General features: G+C 70.6%; 14 protein-coding genes and 3 pseudogenes. 5 read left to right on the forward strand and 12 right to left on the reverse strand.

The window, feature by feature from the left end:
- The 3 genes and pseudogenes from ABD357_RS12695 to ABD357_RS12705 all read right to left on the reverse strand — a co-directional run.
- Positions 1 to 185: pseudogene (locus ABD357_RS12695) on the reverse strand (Rv1733c family protein); the annotation flags it as partial.
- A gap of 160 nt (positions 186 to 345) precedes the next feature.
- Positions 346 to 969, reverse strand: a complete 624-nt coding sequence (locus ABD357_RS12700) for a hypothetical protein (RefSeq protein ID WP_344389843.1) — start codon at positions 967 to 969, stop codon at positions 346 to 348.
- A gap of 232 nt (positions 970 to 1,201) precedes the next feature.
- Entirely contained in the window at positions 1,202 to 1,699 is a 498-nt protein-coding gene (locus tag ABD357_RS12705) for a transposase family protein (RefSeq protein WP_344389844.1), read from the reverse strand.
- A gap of 13 nt (positions 1,700 to 1,712) precedes the next feature.
- Here ABD357_RS12705 and ABD357_RS12710 point away from each other — a divergent pair, with 13 nt between their 5' ends.
- Positions 1,713 to 1,985 carry a hypothetical protein gene (locus ABD357_RS12710; protein ID WP_344389846.1) on the forward strand — a complete coding sequence of 91 codons (273 nt, stop codon included), beginning with the start codon at positions 1,713 to 1,715 and terminating at the stop codon, positions 1,983 to 1,985.
- A gap of 119 nt (positions 1,986 to 2,104) precedes the next feature.
- Here ABD357_RS12710 and ABD357_RS12715 read toward each other — a convergent pair whose 3' ends face one another.
- Both ABD357_RS12715 and ABD357_RS12720 read right to left on the reverse strand, forming a co-directional pair.
- Entirely contained in the window at positions 2,105 to 2,560 is a 456-nt protein-coding gene (locus ABD357_RS12715) for a hypothetical protein (RefSeq protein ID WP_344389848.1), read from the reverse strand.
- 457 nt (positions 2,561 to 3,017) lie between these two features.
- Positions 3,018 to 3,722: a CBS domain-containing protein gene (locus tag ABD357_RS12720; protein ID WP_344389850.1), complete on the reverse strand. Its 705-nt coding sequence runs from the start codon at positions 3,720 to 3,722 to the stop codon at positions 3,018 to 3,020.
- Between the two features lie 255 nt (positions 3,723 to 3,977).
- Between ABD357_RS12720 and ABD357_RS12725 the strand changes: the two genes are divergently transcribed.
- Together ABD357_RS12725 and ABD357_RS12730 are read left to right on the forward strand one after the other, a co-directional pair.
- Positions 3,978 to 5,063, forward strand: a complete 1,086-nt coding sequence (locus ABD357_RS12725; protein ID WP_344389851.1) for an alcohol dehydrogenase catalytic domain-containing protein — start codon at positions 3,978 to 3,980, stop codon at positions 5,061 to 5,063.
- Positions 5,064 to 5,069: 6 nt separating this feature from the next.
- On the forward strand, positions 5,070 to 5,756 hold the full coding sequence (locus ABD357_RS12730; protein WP_344389852.1) for a helix-turn-helix domain-containing protein: 687 nt from the start codon (positions 5,070 to 5,072) through the stop codon (positions 5,754 to 5,756).
- Positions 5,757 to 5,968: 212 nt separating this feature from the next.
- Here ABD357_RS12730 and ABD357_RS12735 read toward each other — a convergent pair.
- The 7 genes and pseudogenes from ABD357_RS12735 to ABD357_RS12765 all read right to left on the reverse strand — a co-directional run.
- A pseudogene (locus tag ABD357_RS12735) lies at positions 5,969 to 6,186 on the reverse strand (ATP-binding cassette domain-containing protein); the annotation flags it as partial.
- A 161-nt stretch (positions 6,187 to 6,347) separates the two neighbouring features.
- Positions 6,348 to 6,728, reverse strand: a complete 381-nt coding sequence (locus ABD357_RS12740) for a hypothetical protein (RefSeq protein WP_344389853.1) — start codon at positions 6,726 to 6,728, stop codon at positions 6,348 to 6,350.
- Complete coding sequence (locus ABD357_RS12745; protein ID WP_344389855.1) at positions 6,725 to 7,390, reverse strand: DUF4389 domain-containing protein; 666 nt, start codon at positions 7,388 to 7,390, stop codon at positions 6,725 to 6,727. Before ABD357_RS12745 ends, ABD357_RS12740 begins: the two co-directional genes overlap by 4 nt.
- 261 nt (positions 7,391 to 7,651) lie before the next feature.
- Positions 7,652 to 7,897 carry a universal stress protein gene (locus ABD357_RS12750; protein WP_344389941.1) on the reverse strand — a complete coding sequence of 82 codons (246 nt, stop codon included), beginning with the start codon at positions 7,895 to 7,897 and terminating at the stop codon, positions 7,652 to 7,654.
- 292 nt (positions 7,898 to 8,189) lie between these two features.
- Positions 8,190 to 8,252: pseudogene (locus tag ABD357_RS44655) on the reverse strand (universal stress protein); the annotation flags it as partial.
- A 223-nt stretch (positions 8,253 to 8,475) separates the two neighbouring features.
- Positions 8,476 to 10,554 (reverse strand): SpoIIE family protein phosphatase, encoded by a 2,079-nt coding sequence (locus ABD357_RS12760; RefSeq protein WP_344389858.1) that lies wholly within the window; start codon positions 10,552 to 10,554, stop codon positions 8,476 to 8,478.
- 231 nt (positions 10,555 to 10,785) lie between these two features.
- Positions 10,786 to 10,965, reverse strand: a complete 180-nt coding sequence (locus ABD357_RS12765; RefSeq protein WP_344389860.1) for a hypothetical protein — start codon at positions 10,963 to 10,965, stop codon at positions 10,786 to 10,788.
- Between the two features lie 297 nt (positions 10,966 to 11,262).
- On the opposite strand from ABD357_RS12765, the gene ABD357_RS12770 reads away from it, so the two are divergent.
- Positions 11,263 to 11,790, forward strand: a complete 528-nt coding sequence (locus tag ABD357_RS12770; RefSeq protein ID WP_344389862.1) for a hypothetical protein — start codon at positions 11,263 to 11,265, stop codon at positions 11,788 to 11,790.
- Positions 11,791 to 12,284: 494 nt separating this feature from the next.
- Positions 12,285 to 13,268, forward strand: a complete 984-nt coding sequence (locus tag ABD357_RS12775) for an NAD-dependent epimerase/dehydratase family protein (RefSeq protein WP_344389864.1) — start codon at positions 12,285 to 12,287, stop codon at positions 13,266 to 13,268.
- Positions 13,269 to 13,329 lie beyond the last annotated feature (61 nt).

Consider the following 13,329-nt stretch of genomic DNA (forward strand, 5'->3'; position numbering starts at 1 on the left):
GCGCGCTGCTGCGTGAAGGACTCGGCGGCGGTGTGCCCCGCGACCAGGCCGGCGAGCGTGCCGCCCAGCGCGATGCCCGTCCACACGGCCAGCACGATCCATGCCTCGACGGCATCGTCGCGTCGTCGCAGCGGATTGCTCCGCCACCGCCACAGACTCTGCTTCGTACGCGTGCCCCTGCGCATCGGTCCGCACCTCCTCATGGGCACTGCCAGGTCATCGGCACTGAGAGAAAGGTGGCATTCGGGGACGGCACGACACATGGGCTGGATACAGAGGTGCGGGACAAGCTGGAGCCGCTGCGCGGGAAGCTGACCCATTCACGATGGCCGCCGAGTCACCGACCTAGCGGGGACAGTACGGCAGGGAGGTGGCTGACTTCAGCTGCCCGCACCACTCGCAGGCACCGACCGCGTCGCAGGGGGACCCGGGCGCAGCCGGGAGTGGCGCCGGGGGAGCCAGGGCAGGGGTGTGACGAACCGGGTCCGGTGCCGCCGCGCGGTGAGCGCAGGCGACCAGAACAGCCGCGTAGGCCGAGAGGAAGGTGAACCAAGTGACAAAGAAGCGCATCTCGGCCTTGATTGACTCCCCATAAACCTCACGCGTCACCTTGCGGAGATCACCGTGGCTGTTCAGGTAGTAGACGCCGGCTTCCTTCATCGGCTGTCCGCCAGACGGAAGACCCCCCACGGCCAGGCACACGACAGCGCCACCGACGAGTACCCCGGCCGTGACGACGAGGCGGCTCGGAGCCATGCGGAGCAGCTTGCCCGGCCCGATGCTCTGCGCGGCTGACAGGGCACGCAGCCCGGCTGCGCCGAACAGCGTGAAGGTCAGGCCGAGGACCACAAAAGTCGTGGCACGCGGCAGGAGCGGGCTGCCCGGCAGGAGCGTCAGCCCGACGATGAGCGTGCTCAGTGCGGCGAGCAGCAGAGCCAGTGCAATGTGCACCTTGTACGTGTTGGCCATGCGCTCTCCCTGATCCTGGACTAAGCGCGAGTATCGCCTCAGACGTCTCACGGGCTCCATGTGTAATCACGGAAGTGAACACGCGCGCAAGCTGCGGTGATCTGGCACCTGAGAGGGCGTTCTGTGAACTGCCATCTTGAAGCCGCTGGTCAGCTCCCTAGGGGGCTGGTGTGACGGGCGTCCGCGGTGCTCGTGCCGGTCGTGAGTGGCAGTCTGCCGTGTAGATCGTCTGTCAGCGGTTGATCTCGCGGTTCGTCAGGACGAGCAGCGCGCGCAGGAGGTGGGTGGCGCGGGTGGGGTCGGTGCGGAGCTTGGTGAGGATTCGCCAGTTCTTCAGGTGGGCGAAGCCGTGTTCGACGGGGGCGCGTCCGGCGGCGAGTACCCGGTTGGCGTCCTTTTCGCTGGTGGTGAGCTTGTGGGCGCGGGTGGTCTTGAAGCCGGTGACGACCACGGGGGCGTCCGGGTCGTCGTCCAGTCCGAGGAAGCCGAGGTCCGCCAGGGCTCCGAGTCCGGCGTCTTGGAGGTGGGTGGGGATGTGGTCGCGGCGGGCAGCGGTGATGTCGTGGGTGCGGCCGGGCCGGGCGGCGGAGATCCAGATCAGGCGGCCCCGCTCGTCGGTGAGGGCGAGGAAGTGCAGGCCGTGGCGGTGGTGCTTGCCGGAGTAGTTGGGGCGGTTCTCTGTGCCGGTGCGGCGCTGGGTGGGGATGAGGGTGCCGTCGATCAGGACCACCTCCCCGCCTCGCTTGACGCTTCTTCAGGGCGCGGTCCAGGCGCGGGGCCTTCGCGGCGAGCAGGGCGATCAGCTCGTCGCGCCAGCGGCGCACGGTGGTTTCGGAAACGTCGTTGCCGCCGGCCATGTCGGCCTGGCGCTGGTCGTGCCGCAGCACGGCCAGGACAATCACGGCGATCTTCCCGGGTGGCAGGGCCCGCCACCGCGACCGTATTGCCTTCAGATGGCGTCGCAGCAGGTCGGCGAGGTGGTTGACGGTGCTCGTGGACAGGGCAGACGGCACTGATAGACAAGGGAAACGGTGCTCTCGGCGTGCTCTTTGGTGTTCTTCACACAATTCCAACGGCCGCCGGGGGCATCGTGGTTACGCCCACGCTGCGGTACCACGGCCGGTGGTGCGACGGGTCACAGGCGGGTGGTGAACTTCCCGTCGGGCAGTTTCCGCAGCCAGCCGCGGCCGGCCAGCTTGCTCAGCTTCCCGCGCAGCGGCTCCAGCTTGCCCCGCACCTCTGTATCCAAGCCCAGCACCTCGCCGACCTGCCGGACCATGACCGGTCCGCCGGCCTGCCGGACAACGGCGAGGATGCGCTGGTATTCCGGCGGCAGCGCCGCCTCCTCCACGCCCGGAGCGCGGTGCGGGACCATCAGCACCGCTCGGCCGCCCACCTGCCCAGCCGCTGGTGCGGCTACCGTACGCTCGGCGGCGATCTGCTCGCTCATGCGCTCAAGGACCCGCTCGGCGACAGCGAGTTCGTCTCGCTCGGCCCGTACCTCCGCCAACTGCTTGGCCAGCCGTTCTTCGAGCACGTCCAGTTCCGCGCGCCGCGCGGCGATCCGTTCCAGCACCTCGGGGTCCGCCATGGGACCGGATCGTAGAAGGCGTACCGGTCACGGCGAGCAGGAACCGGCGAAACCGCCCTGCCAGACGACCTACTGCGCAGACTGCCGCCCACGACCAGCACGAGCACCCCGAACGAATGTCACGCCAGACCCCTGACCAGCGAATTCAAGATGGCGAACATTCACCGTTCGAAAAGCCATGACCGGCATGGGCGGAAGGGGCGAGCGGAAGGGGCCATTGGCCCCCTTGAGGTGCCGTTTGGGGGCGGCTGTCGACCGTTTGGCCGGAGGCGGATGACGAGGCTGTTGTTCCGCTCGCTTGGGCGCTCCGCGTGTGTGGAGCAGGCCCCGGTGCCACCCATGGCTTGGCCGGGCAAGCTCCTGCGCCTTGTGTCCTCCTGCTGAGAGTGCAGCGTTTGGCGATGTCCTTGGATGCGGCCCGGCGCCCGTCGGGCCGCGTGCCGCATCCCGCACGCCTTCAGGGCGAGAGCTGGGCGCGACGCGGGTAGCCGGCGTCCGCGGCCGGGCTGCCGGTGTCGTCGACCTTGAAGTCCAGGTGCTCGGAGACGTCGACCACCCCGTCCACACTCCGGCACAGCCGCACGGCGACCGGTATGACGCTCTTGCGTTCGACGGTGCCGCGCAGGGTGACCCGTCCTTCGACGACATGCACGGTCACAGCGGTGGGCGGGATGCCCAGCGTGCGCATCAGCACGTCCCCGGTGATTTCTTCGCGGACGGCACGGTCTCCGCGCAGGAACACCCGCAGCAGGTCGGCGCGGCTGACCACGCCGATCAGCCGACCCGACTCGTCCACCACTGGCAGTCGCTTGACCCGGCTCCGTTCCATCGCCTGGGCGGCCTCGACCACCGTCCACTCGGGGCGGGCGACGACGGCCGGGCTGGTCATGAGCCCTTCCGCCGTGGTCGCGTCCGCCTTGGGGCGCTCGGCGGATTCCGGGTGCAGGGAAGGCAGGAGCCCGGCCGGATCGAGCCGGCTCGCCTCCTTGCGCAACAGGTCCGCCTCGGAGACCACTCCGAGGGGCCGGTCGGTGTCGTCCACGACCGGAACGGCCGTGATGCCGTGCTCCGCAAGCAATTTGGCGATCTCCGTGAAGGTCGCGTCCTGCCGCACGTCCACGACATCCGTCGTCATCAGCTCGCTCACGATGCGGTGCCGCATGGCTGCTGCCTCCTTCGGCTTTGCCCATCTCCACTTTCCGGCAGCTCGGGCCGATCTCGTAGGGGCCCCTGGGCCACACCTGAGGCCGCCCGGTCCTGCTCGGCCCGGGCCACGTGGGCCGAACGGCCCATGCGGGCGGCTTCTGTCCCGGTCAGGATGGAGTTGAGGAATCGTTCCGGCCGCGCGGAGGTCACCCGGCGGTACCCCCGCCGTGATGGGAAGCCGCGGCTGGAAGAGCAGGGAAGAGGGATCGTCATGAAGGCACTCGTCTTTCGTGGCCCCGGACAGTCGGTATGGGAGGACGTCCCGGACCCCGGGATCGAGGAGGCGACCGACGCGATCATCCGTGTCGACGCCGTCACCATCTGCGGTACGGACCTGCACATCCTCAAGGGCGACGTGCCGGAAGTACGCCCCGGCACTGTCCTCGGCCATGAGGCCGTCGGCGAGGTGGTCGAGGTCGGCGGCGACGTGCGCACGGTCTGCCCCGGTGACCGGGTGCTGGTCTCGTGCATCACGGCGTGCGGCCGCTGCCGCTTCTGCACGGAGGGCGTCTATGGACAGTGCCGGGGCGGCGGAGGCTGGATCCTCGGCCATCTGATCAACGGCACGCAGGCCGAGTACGTCCGTGTGCCCCACGCGGACCTGTCCGTGCATGCGCTGCCCGGCGCGCTGGACGGCAAGGACGCCGTGCTGCTGGCCGACATCTTCCCGACGGCGTACGAGGTGGGCGTGCTGAACGGGGGCGTACGGCCCGGAGACACGGTCGTCGTGGTCGGAGCGGGGCCTGTCGGGCTCGCTGCGATCGCCACGGCACAGCTCTACACACCGCAGAGGATGGTCGCCGTGGACCCTGCCCCGGCCCGGTTGGAGGCGGCCAGACAACTCGGCGTGGACGCCGTGGCCGCCGCCGCAGGCGAAGAAGCCGAAGAGCTGGTCGCCGACCTCACCGAGGGACTCGGCGCCGATGTGGTGATCGAGGCGGTAGGGGTGCCGGAGAGCTTCGAGATGTGCACGCGCATGGTGCGCCCCGGCGGGCATGTGGCCAACGTCGGCGTGCACGGCAAACCCGCCACTCTGCACCTCGAGAACCTGTGGATCAAGAACGTGACGATCACCACCGGGCTGGTCGACACATCCTCCACACCCACCCTGCTGCGCATGATGGCCGCCGGCCGCCTGCCCGCATCGTCCCTGGTCACGCACACCTTTCCGCTGAACCAGATGGAGGAGGCGTACGACGTCTTCGCCCGGGCCGCCGTCACCGGAGCGCTCAAGGTCGTCCTCGGCGGGCAGCCCCACGACACAGTGGCCGTCAAGGCGACCAGCCAAGGGAAGTGAACGACCATGTCCGACCGGACACCCTCAACCGGCGCGACCACACGGCCGCCGTCCCCGCACAGCGACATCGGCAGACGCATCGAGCACCGACGCGAGGAACTGGGCCTCACCCTGCAAGAAACGGCCGAACGAGCGGGCACCGCACCCGGATACATCCAGTACCTGGAGCAACAGCCCACCGCCGCGCCGGGCATCGGCCTCCTCATCAGGCTCGCCGACGCCCTGGAAACCACGGTCGCGGCCCTGCGCGGAGGCGACACCGATCTGCGGCCCGGAATCGGCCGGGCGGCCCTCCACCCCCAGTGGAACGAGCTGACCACCGAGGAATGCCGGGCACGGCTGTCGACGCACGGCGTGGGACGCCTAGCGGTGTCCACGCCCGAGGGCCCGGTCGTCGTCCCCGTCAACTACAGCGTGATCGAAGGCGCGGTCGTTTTCCGCACCGCGCCCCGCACGACGCCCGCGGCGGCCGCGGGAACCCAGGTCGCCTTCGAGGTCGACCGCATCGACGACGCGCTCAGCCAGGGCTGGAGCGTGCTGGTCCGTGGACCCGCCCGGGAAGTGACGGACCCCGATGCCATACGCCAGCTGGAGAAGCTCGCGTACAGCGCTCCATGGGCGGGCGGCGAGCGCAACCTATGGGTGCGCATCGACCCTGTGGGCATCACCGGGCGTGAGATCACGGTGCGTTGAGTCCATGGCCGGCGGACCGCCGGCTGACAGCGGACTCCACGCAGGACGAGGACGGACGCAGCCGCGATTCCGGCCGCGGGAGCGGGGTGGCCGCAGAGCTCGGGTCAGGCCGGCAGAGCGAGGCCTCGGCGGCGGAGCGACACCGTGCCCACCACGGCGAGGACCACGCAGACCGCGACCAGAGCCGTGAGGGGAGTCGCGGTGACGTGGGCCACGGCGTCCGCCCACGGGTCACCGCCCAGCACGCTCACTGCCCCGCCGTCTCGGCGCAGCAGCCCGAGCAGGATCCGGATGGTGGTCGTCTTCCCGGCGCGTTCGGCCCCAGAAAGCCGTGCACTTCGCCCGTGCCGACGGTGAGGTCGACGCGGTCGAGGGCCCTGGTCGGGCCGAATTCCTTGATCAGGCCGGACACCGCAATCGCTGTGGACACGTTCCTTCCCCTCAACGCATATGCCGCATGTCGGACCGGGAACGGCGGACGGTCGGCCACTCGCGGCCGCCGTGCGCTCTGCAGACGTACGTTTCTGACGATTCCGCGTCCCTGGCGGAGGACATCGGTCGTACCGCATGACCTGGGCGGGCGGCAGTGGTTCAGTACAGGGAGCCGGGCCAGCTGGATGCCACCGCGACGAGGACGCCAACCTCGAGCAGTACGCCGACGCTGAGCCACGGGTCGAACCAGATCGCCTTGAGGGCGAGCCCGCTTGCGGCCGCGACCAAAGCGGCCGTCGGCCACCATCCGCTGCCCGCGAGCACCCCGGCGCCGGCGACGACGTACACGAGGGCCGTGTACCAGGCGAGCGCCAGCGCCGCGGCCCTGGTCGGCGCGGTGGAGACGTGAGCGGCGGCCAGGGCCCACGAGTGCCCGCGATCGAACGGGGCCGGCTTGTCGGGCTGCTCCGGCGTCGTCCAGACGCCCAGGTGGAGCAGTCCATGCACGATCAGGAACGCCCCCACGAGTGCGGTGATCACGACAGGTCCTCCGCATCGCTCGGTTCGGTGCCGCCCATGTCGAGCCGGAACGGCGGATACGTGTCCGTCATCAGGGCGGCGTAGGCGGCGACCCGTAGCACCCACCGGTTCAGGCCGAGGATCAGGTCGAACAGGCTCTTCGGGTACTTCTCGGTGAAGGCCAGGGTCACGGCGGCGATCACCGCCAGGACGGCGACGAGCCCGCCGTCCCACCAGCCGAGGTGCCAGCCGCCGAGGAAGAAGCCGACGACGATGTAGTGCGGGATGGCCAGCAGCCACCACTTCACCAGCACCAGTCCGCGGGAGAGGTGCTCGGGGTAGGCGATGTCCAGCCGCGCCGGGTAGCCGGGCTCCTCACCCAGGCTGAACGGCGGATACCGGTCGGTGCCCAGGGCGCCGTACGAGTAGTAGGCGACCCGCCAACTCCAGCGCAGGACGCCCAGGTTGAAGTCGAACAGCGCGCGCGGATAGCGCTCGGTGAACAGGATGCTGAAGAACGCGATCACGCTCACCACGGTGAACGCGATCCAGAGGAAGAACAGCACCACGTAGTGGGGGATGACCAGGATCCACTTCACCAGCCACAGCCACCGGGACAGCGGCATGTCGAGCACCGCGTTCACCCGGACCGGGCGGGCCGGTACTCCCGCCAGGGTCGTCATGGCGATCAACTCCTTCGACCCCCGGCGGGTGTCCGCCGGGTCGGGTCTACTGCCAGCGTGGCCACCGGCCGGGAACGGTAACGAGGGCCCTGCGGGTCCGTCCGGGGGACCATTGGTCCCGGCTGTACCCATCAGCCGGAGCTCAGCGGACTAGGACATGGTCGCCGGTCGCGGGGAACCCGAGAGCCGGTCGATGCGGTCCCGCAGGGCCGTGACCGCGTCGAGTTCGCCATGGACGAGTCAGACCGCTCCCCATTGACGTCAGTCGCCGGAACCGACGGACGACGTGACCGGTGCCAGGACGACGGGGCAGTGGGCGTGGTGGAGCGGGGCGTGCGTCACCGGGCCCAGTTGCAGTCCGAGTCGGCCCGTGCGGCGGTGGGCGGCCACGACGACGAGGTCGGCCGGGACGGTCGCCTCCACCAAGGTGCGTGCCGGTCCGCCCCGCACCGAGTCGATGTCCACCTCCACCCCGGGTGTTTCTCCCGCAGCCGAGCCACTGCGTATGCGAGGACGGCCTGCTCGCTCTGCGAGCGGTGGGTGAGGTCTGCCTGCATGCCTTCGTGGGCACCGACGTCAGGCCGGCGGGCGCGAGCTGCCGGTACGTCCAGGCGTGCAGCACCTGCAGCCGCGCCTTGCGGCGAGCGGCCTCCTCGAAGGCGAAGCCGGCCGCCGCGGTGTCGCTCCGCAGGCCGAGCAGGACCCGGTCGTATCCCAGTGCTGTGCGGGCAGCCTCGCGGTCGCCCCGGACGACGAGCAGTGGGCTTTCGGCGTGGGCGGCGACCCGCGGCCTGCCCGAGCCGAGCAGCAGTCCGGCGAAGCCGCCGTGGCCGCGGGTGCCGACGACGGTGAGGGCGGCGATCCACGCTGTCCAACGTGACCCACCGCCTCAGCTGCAGCCCGGGCGGCGGCGTGACCGTGACCTGGACGGACGCCACGCGGGCCGGGCGGTCCGTGGCCATCGCGAACTCGGTACGGACCCGCAGCCCTGCGCGGTCGAGGTCGTGGCGCTGGAGATGGCGGCCGGCGTAGAAGGCGACGCAGGTGGCCAGGTATGCGGCGAAGATTGGGGAACAGGCGAACTGTTACGTCTGCTCCTGGGCGCGGGCGATGAGCAGGGCCACGTCGTCGTGGTTGTCGGGGTGGTGCAGGGTGCGCAGGAGGAGGTCGCAGACGTCTTCCAGGGGGCGGGCGGGGTCGTCGAGGAGGCTCAGGAGCGTGTCGAGGCGTTCGTCGAGGGAGTGCTGGCGGGTCTCGACGAGACCGTCGGTGTAGAACACGAGCTGGTCGCCGGGGTGGAGGTCGACGGTGGTCGTCGAGAAGGGGACGCCGCCCACGCCCAGCGGTGCCCCGGTGGGCAGTTCGAGCAGCTTCGGGCGGTGGCCTGGACGGACGAGGGCGGGCGGCAGGTGCCCGGCGTTGGCGAAACTGCACCGCCGCTCATGGGGGTCGTGGACGGCGTACACACAGGTGGCGATGTAGTGGTCAAGGCCCGCGGTGATCTTGTCGAGGTGTTCGAGGAGCCGGTGGGGTTCGAGATCGAGCGAGGCCAGGGTGCTCGTCGCGGTGCGCAGCCGGCCCATCGTCGCGGCGGCGTTGATGCCGCTGCCCATCACGTCACCCACGACAAGAGCGGTCTTGCCGCCGTCCAGGGGGATCACGTCGAACCAGTCGCCGCCGACCTCACCGACGGCGCCCGCGGGCTGGTAGCGGGAGGCGACCTCGAGCCCGGTCGTCTCGGGCGGATGGCTCGGCAGCAGGCTGCGCTGGAGGGTGACGGCGGTGTTGCGGGCGTTCTGGTACCAGCGGGCGTTGTCGATCTGCACCGCCGCACGGGCGGCCAGTTCCCGGGCCAGCAGGAGGTCGTCCTCGCTGAACGGCAACGCGTTGCGGGTCCGTTTGAGATCCAGGGCGCCGAGCACTTCGCCGCGCGCTATCAGCGGCACCGCCAGATACGAATGGACGCCCGCCCGCGCAAGAAGCGCGGCCGACTCCGGATCACGGGCGATGCGGACAAGATCGGTGTCCTGCACCCGCGGCACCATGACCGGGCGGCCCGTCCGTACGCACTGGGTGACGAGCCGGTCGGGCTCATAGCGGGCGACCTGCCCGGCAGGGTCCGCCGCCCCGAGCGCTTCGGTGACATGGTCCGCCTGGACGGCCAGCGCACGGATGACCGCCGGCTGGGCGGGCCGGAGAACGATGGGACGGCCCTCCATCACCGCCTCGAGCAGATCCACGGCCGCGATGTCGGCGAGTTCCGGCACGGCGACATCGGCCAACTCACGGGCGGTGCGGTCCAGTTCCAGCGTGGTGCCGATACGCGTAGTGGCGTCGGCGATGACCGCCAGCCGCCGTCGCGCGGCCTCGGCCTCGATACCCGCCCGGTGCCGCTCGGTGACGTCCAGGACCGAGTTCGCCACGCCCAGCACCCTGCCGAGGGCGTCCTCCAGGCGGAAGAACGAGACCGACCAGGCGTGGTCCTCCTCCGGATCGGCCGGGGTACGGCCGACGGTGGACTGTTCGATGATCGGGAGGCCGGTGTCCAGCACCTGGCGCGCCGCGGACTCCAGGGCGTCGGTGTCGACGCACGGCAGCACCTCGGGGACCGTCCGGCCGATGTGCTCCTTCGCGGGTACGCCGTTGATGTGCTCCAGCGCCGGGTTGACCGACACGTACCGAAGATCCGTGTCCAGGACGGCCAGGCCGATCGGCGACTGCGAGACGATCCGCGCGGACAGCGCCACGTCTCGCTCCAGGCGGCGCACGGTCGACTGATCGGCGGCGAGACCGAGGGCGTAGACGGAACCGCGGTCGTCCAGGAGCCGCATGTTCCGGAACTCCACGAGGCGCGTGGTGCCGCTCTTGTGCCGTACGGGGAAGGCTCCGGCCCAGCCCTCGCCGGTGAGCATGACGTCGGCGAACAGTTTGACGACCAGGTCGGCGTGCTCCTCGTGGACCATCAGCCGGGCCGCGTACTCGCCGAGCGCCTCCTGCGCCGTGTAGCCGAACAACTCCTCGGCCTGCGGGCTCCACAGCACGACGCGCCCCTTGGTGTCCAGCACCACCGAGGCCACGCCCAGCACATCGAGCAGCCCGCTCGGCTGCACCGGCCCGTGAACGGGTTCGTCACCCTCGGTCACGGGAGATCCGGCTGCGCTCATCCCTCGCACCGCCCTCGATCCATGCGGCACACCGTTCCACGCGCCGACCATCCCAGTGTTATCGCGGTCACCCTGCCCTCCGGCGTCACCTTCGTCTTTCTCCACCATCCCTCAACACAGCACCGGCTGTCCGGAGAAGACGCCGGGAGAGCAGGGGAGATCACAGCAGCCGGGGCGACGCCTCGTAGCAGACCACCGCATACGTCACGATCCGGCGCCGCGGGGTATGCCTCAGTCCTGTACCGAATCCGGGGCGCCGCCCAGCAGCGGTGGCACCCGGGCCGTCGTTTCGAAGTCGTGCACGGAGAGTGTCACGGTGGCGTCACCGCCCCGCACCGGCGGGCCGCGCGACACCACGGCGTCCGCGAGGGCGGTCGGATCCCTGTCGATCCACTGGGCATGGCCGCCCAACAAGGCGTTCTGGCCCTCGAGTTGTGCTCTTTACGCGACGCGCGGAGCGGCGGCGTGCGGTCTCTGAAACGTCAACGTGGGCCCTGGTAACGGCAGTTCCGCTTGGGCAACCCTCGATCTGGCCACCGGTGTATCACCTTTTCCCTGGGTCGGCGGGAGCGGGGGGAACGGCACCGGCCGACGCTTCGAGCCGACGTTGTGGGCGAAGCAACGTCGCTTCCGTGACCTGGGCCATTTCCCTCAGGCGAGCGGCGGGCTAGCGTGCTGCTCCCCACCCCCAGTGATTGCGGACGGCCAGTGCACGCAGATCTCTCCCCGGTCATAGCGGCGACCGCTCAATGGCTGACGTGTGCGTATCCGCCGGGCGGCGGTGCGCTGGACGCCGCGCTCTGTGAGGCGCAGGCCCGGCAGGCCGTGACCGTAGCGGCGTGGTTGCGCTATCCGACGCCGATGGACGCCGCGCTCGTCGGCGTGGCGGGCCCCGGAGGCTCCGACCGGCTCGACTGGATCACGGGAGCGCAAGGGGCCGCGGCCGACGACGCGGACGGGTACGCGTGGCGGACGTGGGTGGACGAGGTCGTGGCGAGCTGGGCCGCCTGCCTGCTCACCGACCCGGTGCTGGCCGGGCAGGCGGTGTCCGCGCTCGCCGACTCCAGCCACCTGTCCTCGGCGCGGGCCGAGTTCCGCCGCCTGGTCGCTCCCGACGACCGTGACCGGCGGGCGGCAGCCCTGCTGCGCCACCCCGACCTCCTCGCGCCGATAGCCGAGCTGCACCACGCGGACCTCCTCGACCGCCTGCAGCCGGGGCAGGCGCTGAGCGCCTGAAACAGGGGCACAGACGCCGACTGTCCGAGGTCAGGCATGTCCCGTGGTCGTTTGGGGACTCGGTGACGCATGTCGAGCACCGAGCGATACGAGGCCGCGGCCCTCGCGCGGTGGGCGGACAGGACGGGTGGCCCTCCGGCTGACGGGCGGCGCCAGGGACTGCGTTCAGCGTCCGTGCCCGGCCCGCGTGCCCTTCGCGCGACTGCGGGCCGACGACGCACGTCCTTGCCGGCGACGCGTCCCTTTCCGGCCCCGGCGGCGGCAGCCCGCAGTGCGTTCAGCGTGCCGCGACAGCGCCGCGGCGGTCCGTCCGACCGGGCGCCGGGAGTCGGCCTTCGCTCTCCGTGAGTCACCCGAATGCCGTACATCACCGAGCCCCCGGCGCACCCGCGGCGGACGCTGATCGAGAGCTCGACGGCCTACGGCCACATCAGGAGCCCAGAGACGAAGAACGGGGGGCCGATACGCCGTCGCCGCGTACAGAGGAGATCGACATGAGCACCGCTCTCGCACGGAACTGGGGCCATGCCGTCGTCACCGGCGGCGCGGGCTTCGTCGGGTCGCACCTGTGCGCCGCTCTGCTGGACTCCGGCACGGCGGTCACCTGTGTGGACGACTTCAGCACCGGCCGGCCCGAGAACGTGGCCGCGCTGCTCGACCGTCCCGGATTCACCCTCGTGCGGGCCAATGTCTCCGAGGGACTCACCGTCGAGCGGCCGCCCGATCTCGTACTGCACTTCGCCTCCCCGGCGTCTCCCGCCGACTACCTCCGGCTGCCCCTGCACACGATTGAGACCGGCAGCCTCGGCACCCGCAACGCCCTGGAGTTCGCCCACGACTGCGGCGCCCGCTTCCTTCTCGCCTCCACCTCCGAGGTCTACGGCGATCCACAGCAGAACCCCCAGAACGAGCGTTACTGGGGCAATGTGAACCCGGTCGGACCCCGCAGCGTGTACGACGAGGCCAAACGGTTCGGTGAGGCGATGACCACCGCGCACGCCGAAACCCACGGCACCGACACCGGCATCGTGCGGCTGTTCAACACGTACGGCCCGAGGATGCGCGGTCACGACGGCCGCGCGGTTCCCACCTTCGTGCGGCAGGCGCTGGACGGTGAACCTCTCACCGTCACCGGTGACGGACGCCAGACCCGGTCGCTGTGCTACGTCGACGACACCGTGCGCGGCATCCTCGCGGTGGCGGCACACGGCATGCGCGGCCCGGTCAACATCGGCAACCCCACCGAGATCACCATGCTCGAACTGGCCCGGCTCGTCATCGAACTCACCGGATCCCGCTCACAGATCCGCTTCATCGGGCGCCCCACCGACGACCCCGCCGTGCGCTGCCCGGACATCACGCTGGCCCGCGACAAGCTCGCCTGGGAACCGAGGGTGAGTGCCGAAGAAGGCCTGCGCCGCACCATCGCCTGGTTCCGCGAGTTCCGCGACCAGGCGACCGCGACCGCCGGCCGCTGAACCGGCGCACCGCGAACGCCCTCCCGCCGATGCCCCCGCGCGGCGCCGTCTTCCCCCCGAT

Source organism: Streptomyces vastus, assembly GCF_039532825.1.
GTDB classification, from domain to species: Bacteria; Actinomycetota; Actinomycetes; order Streptomycetales; family Streptomycetaceae; genus Streptomyces; species Streptomyces vastus.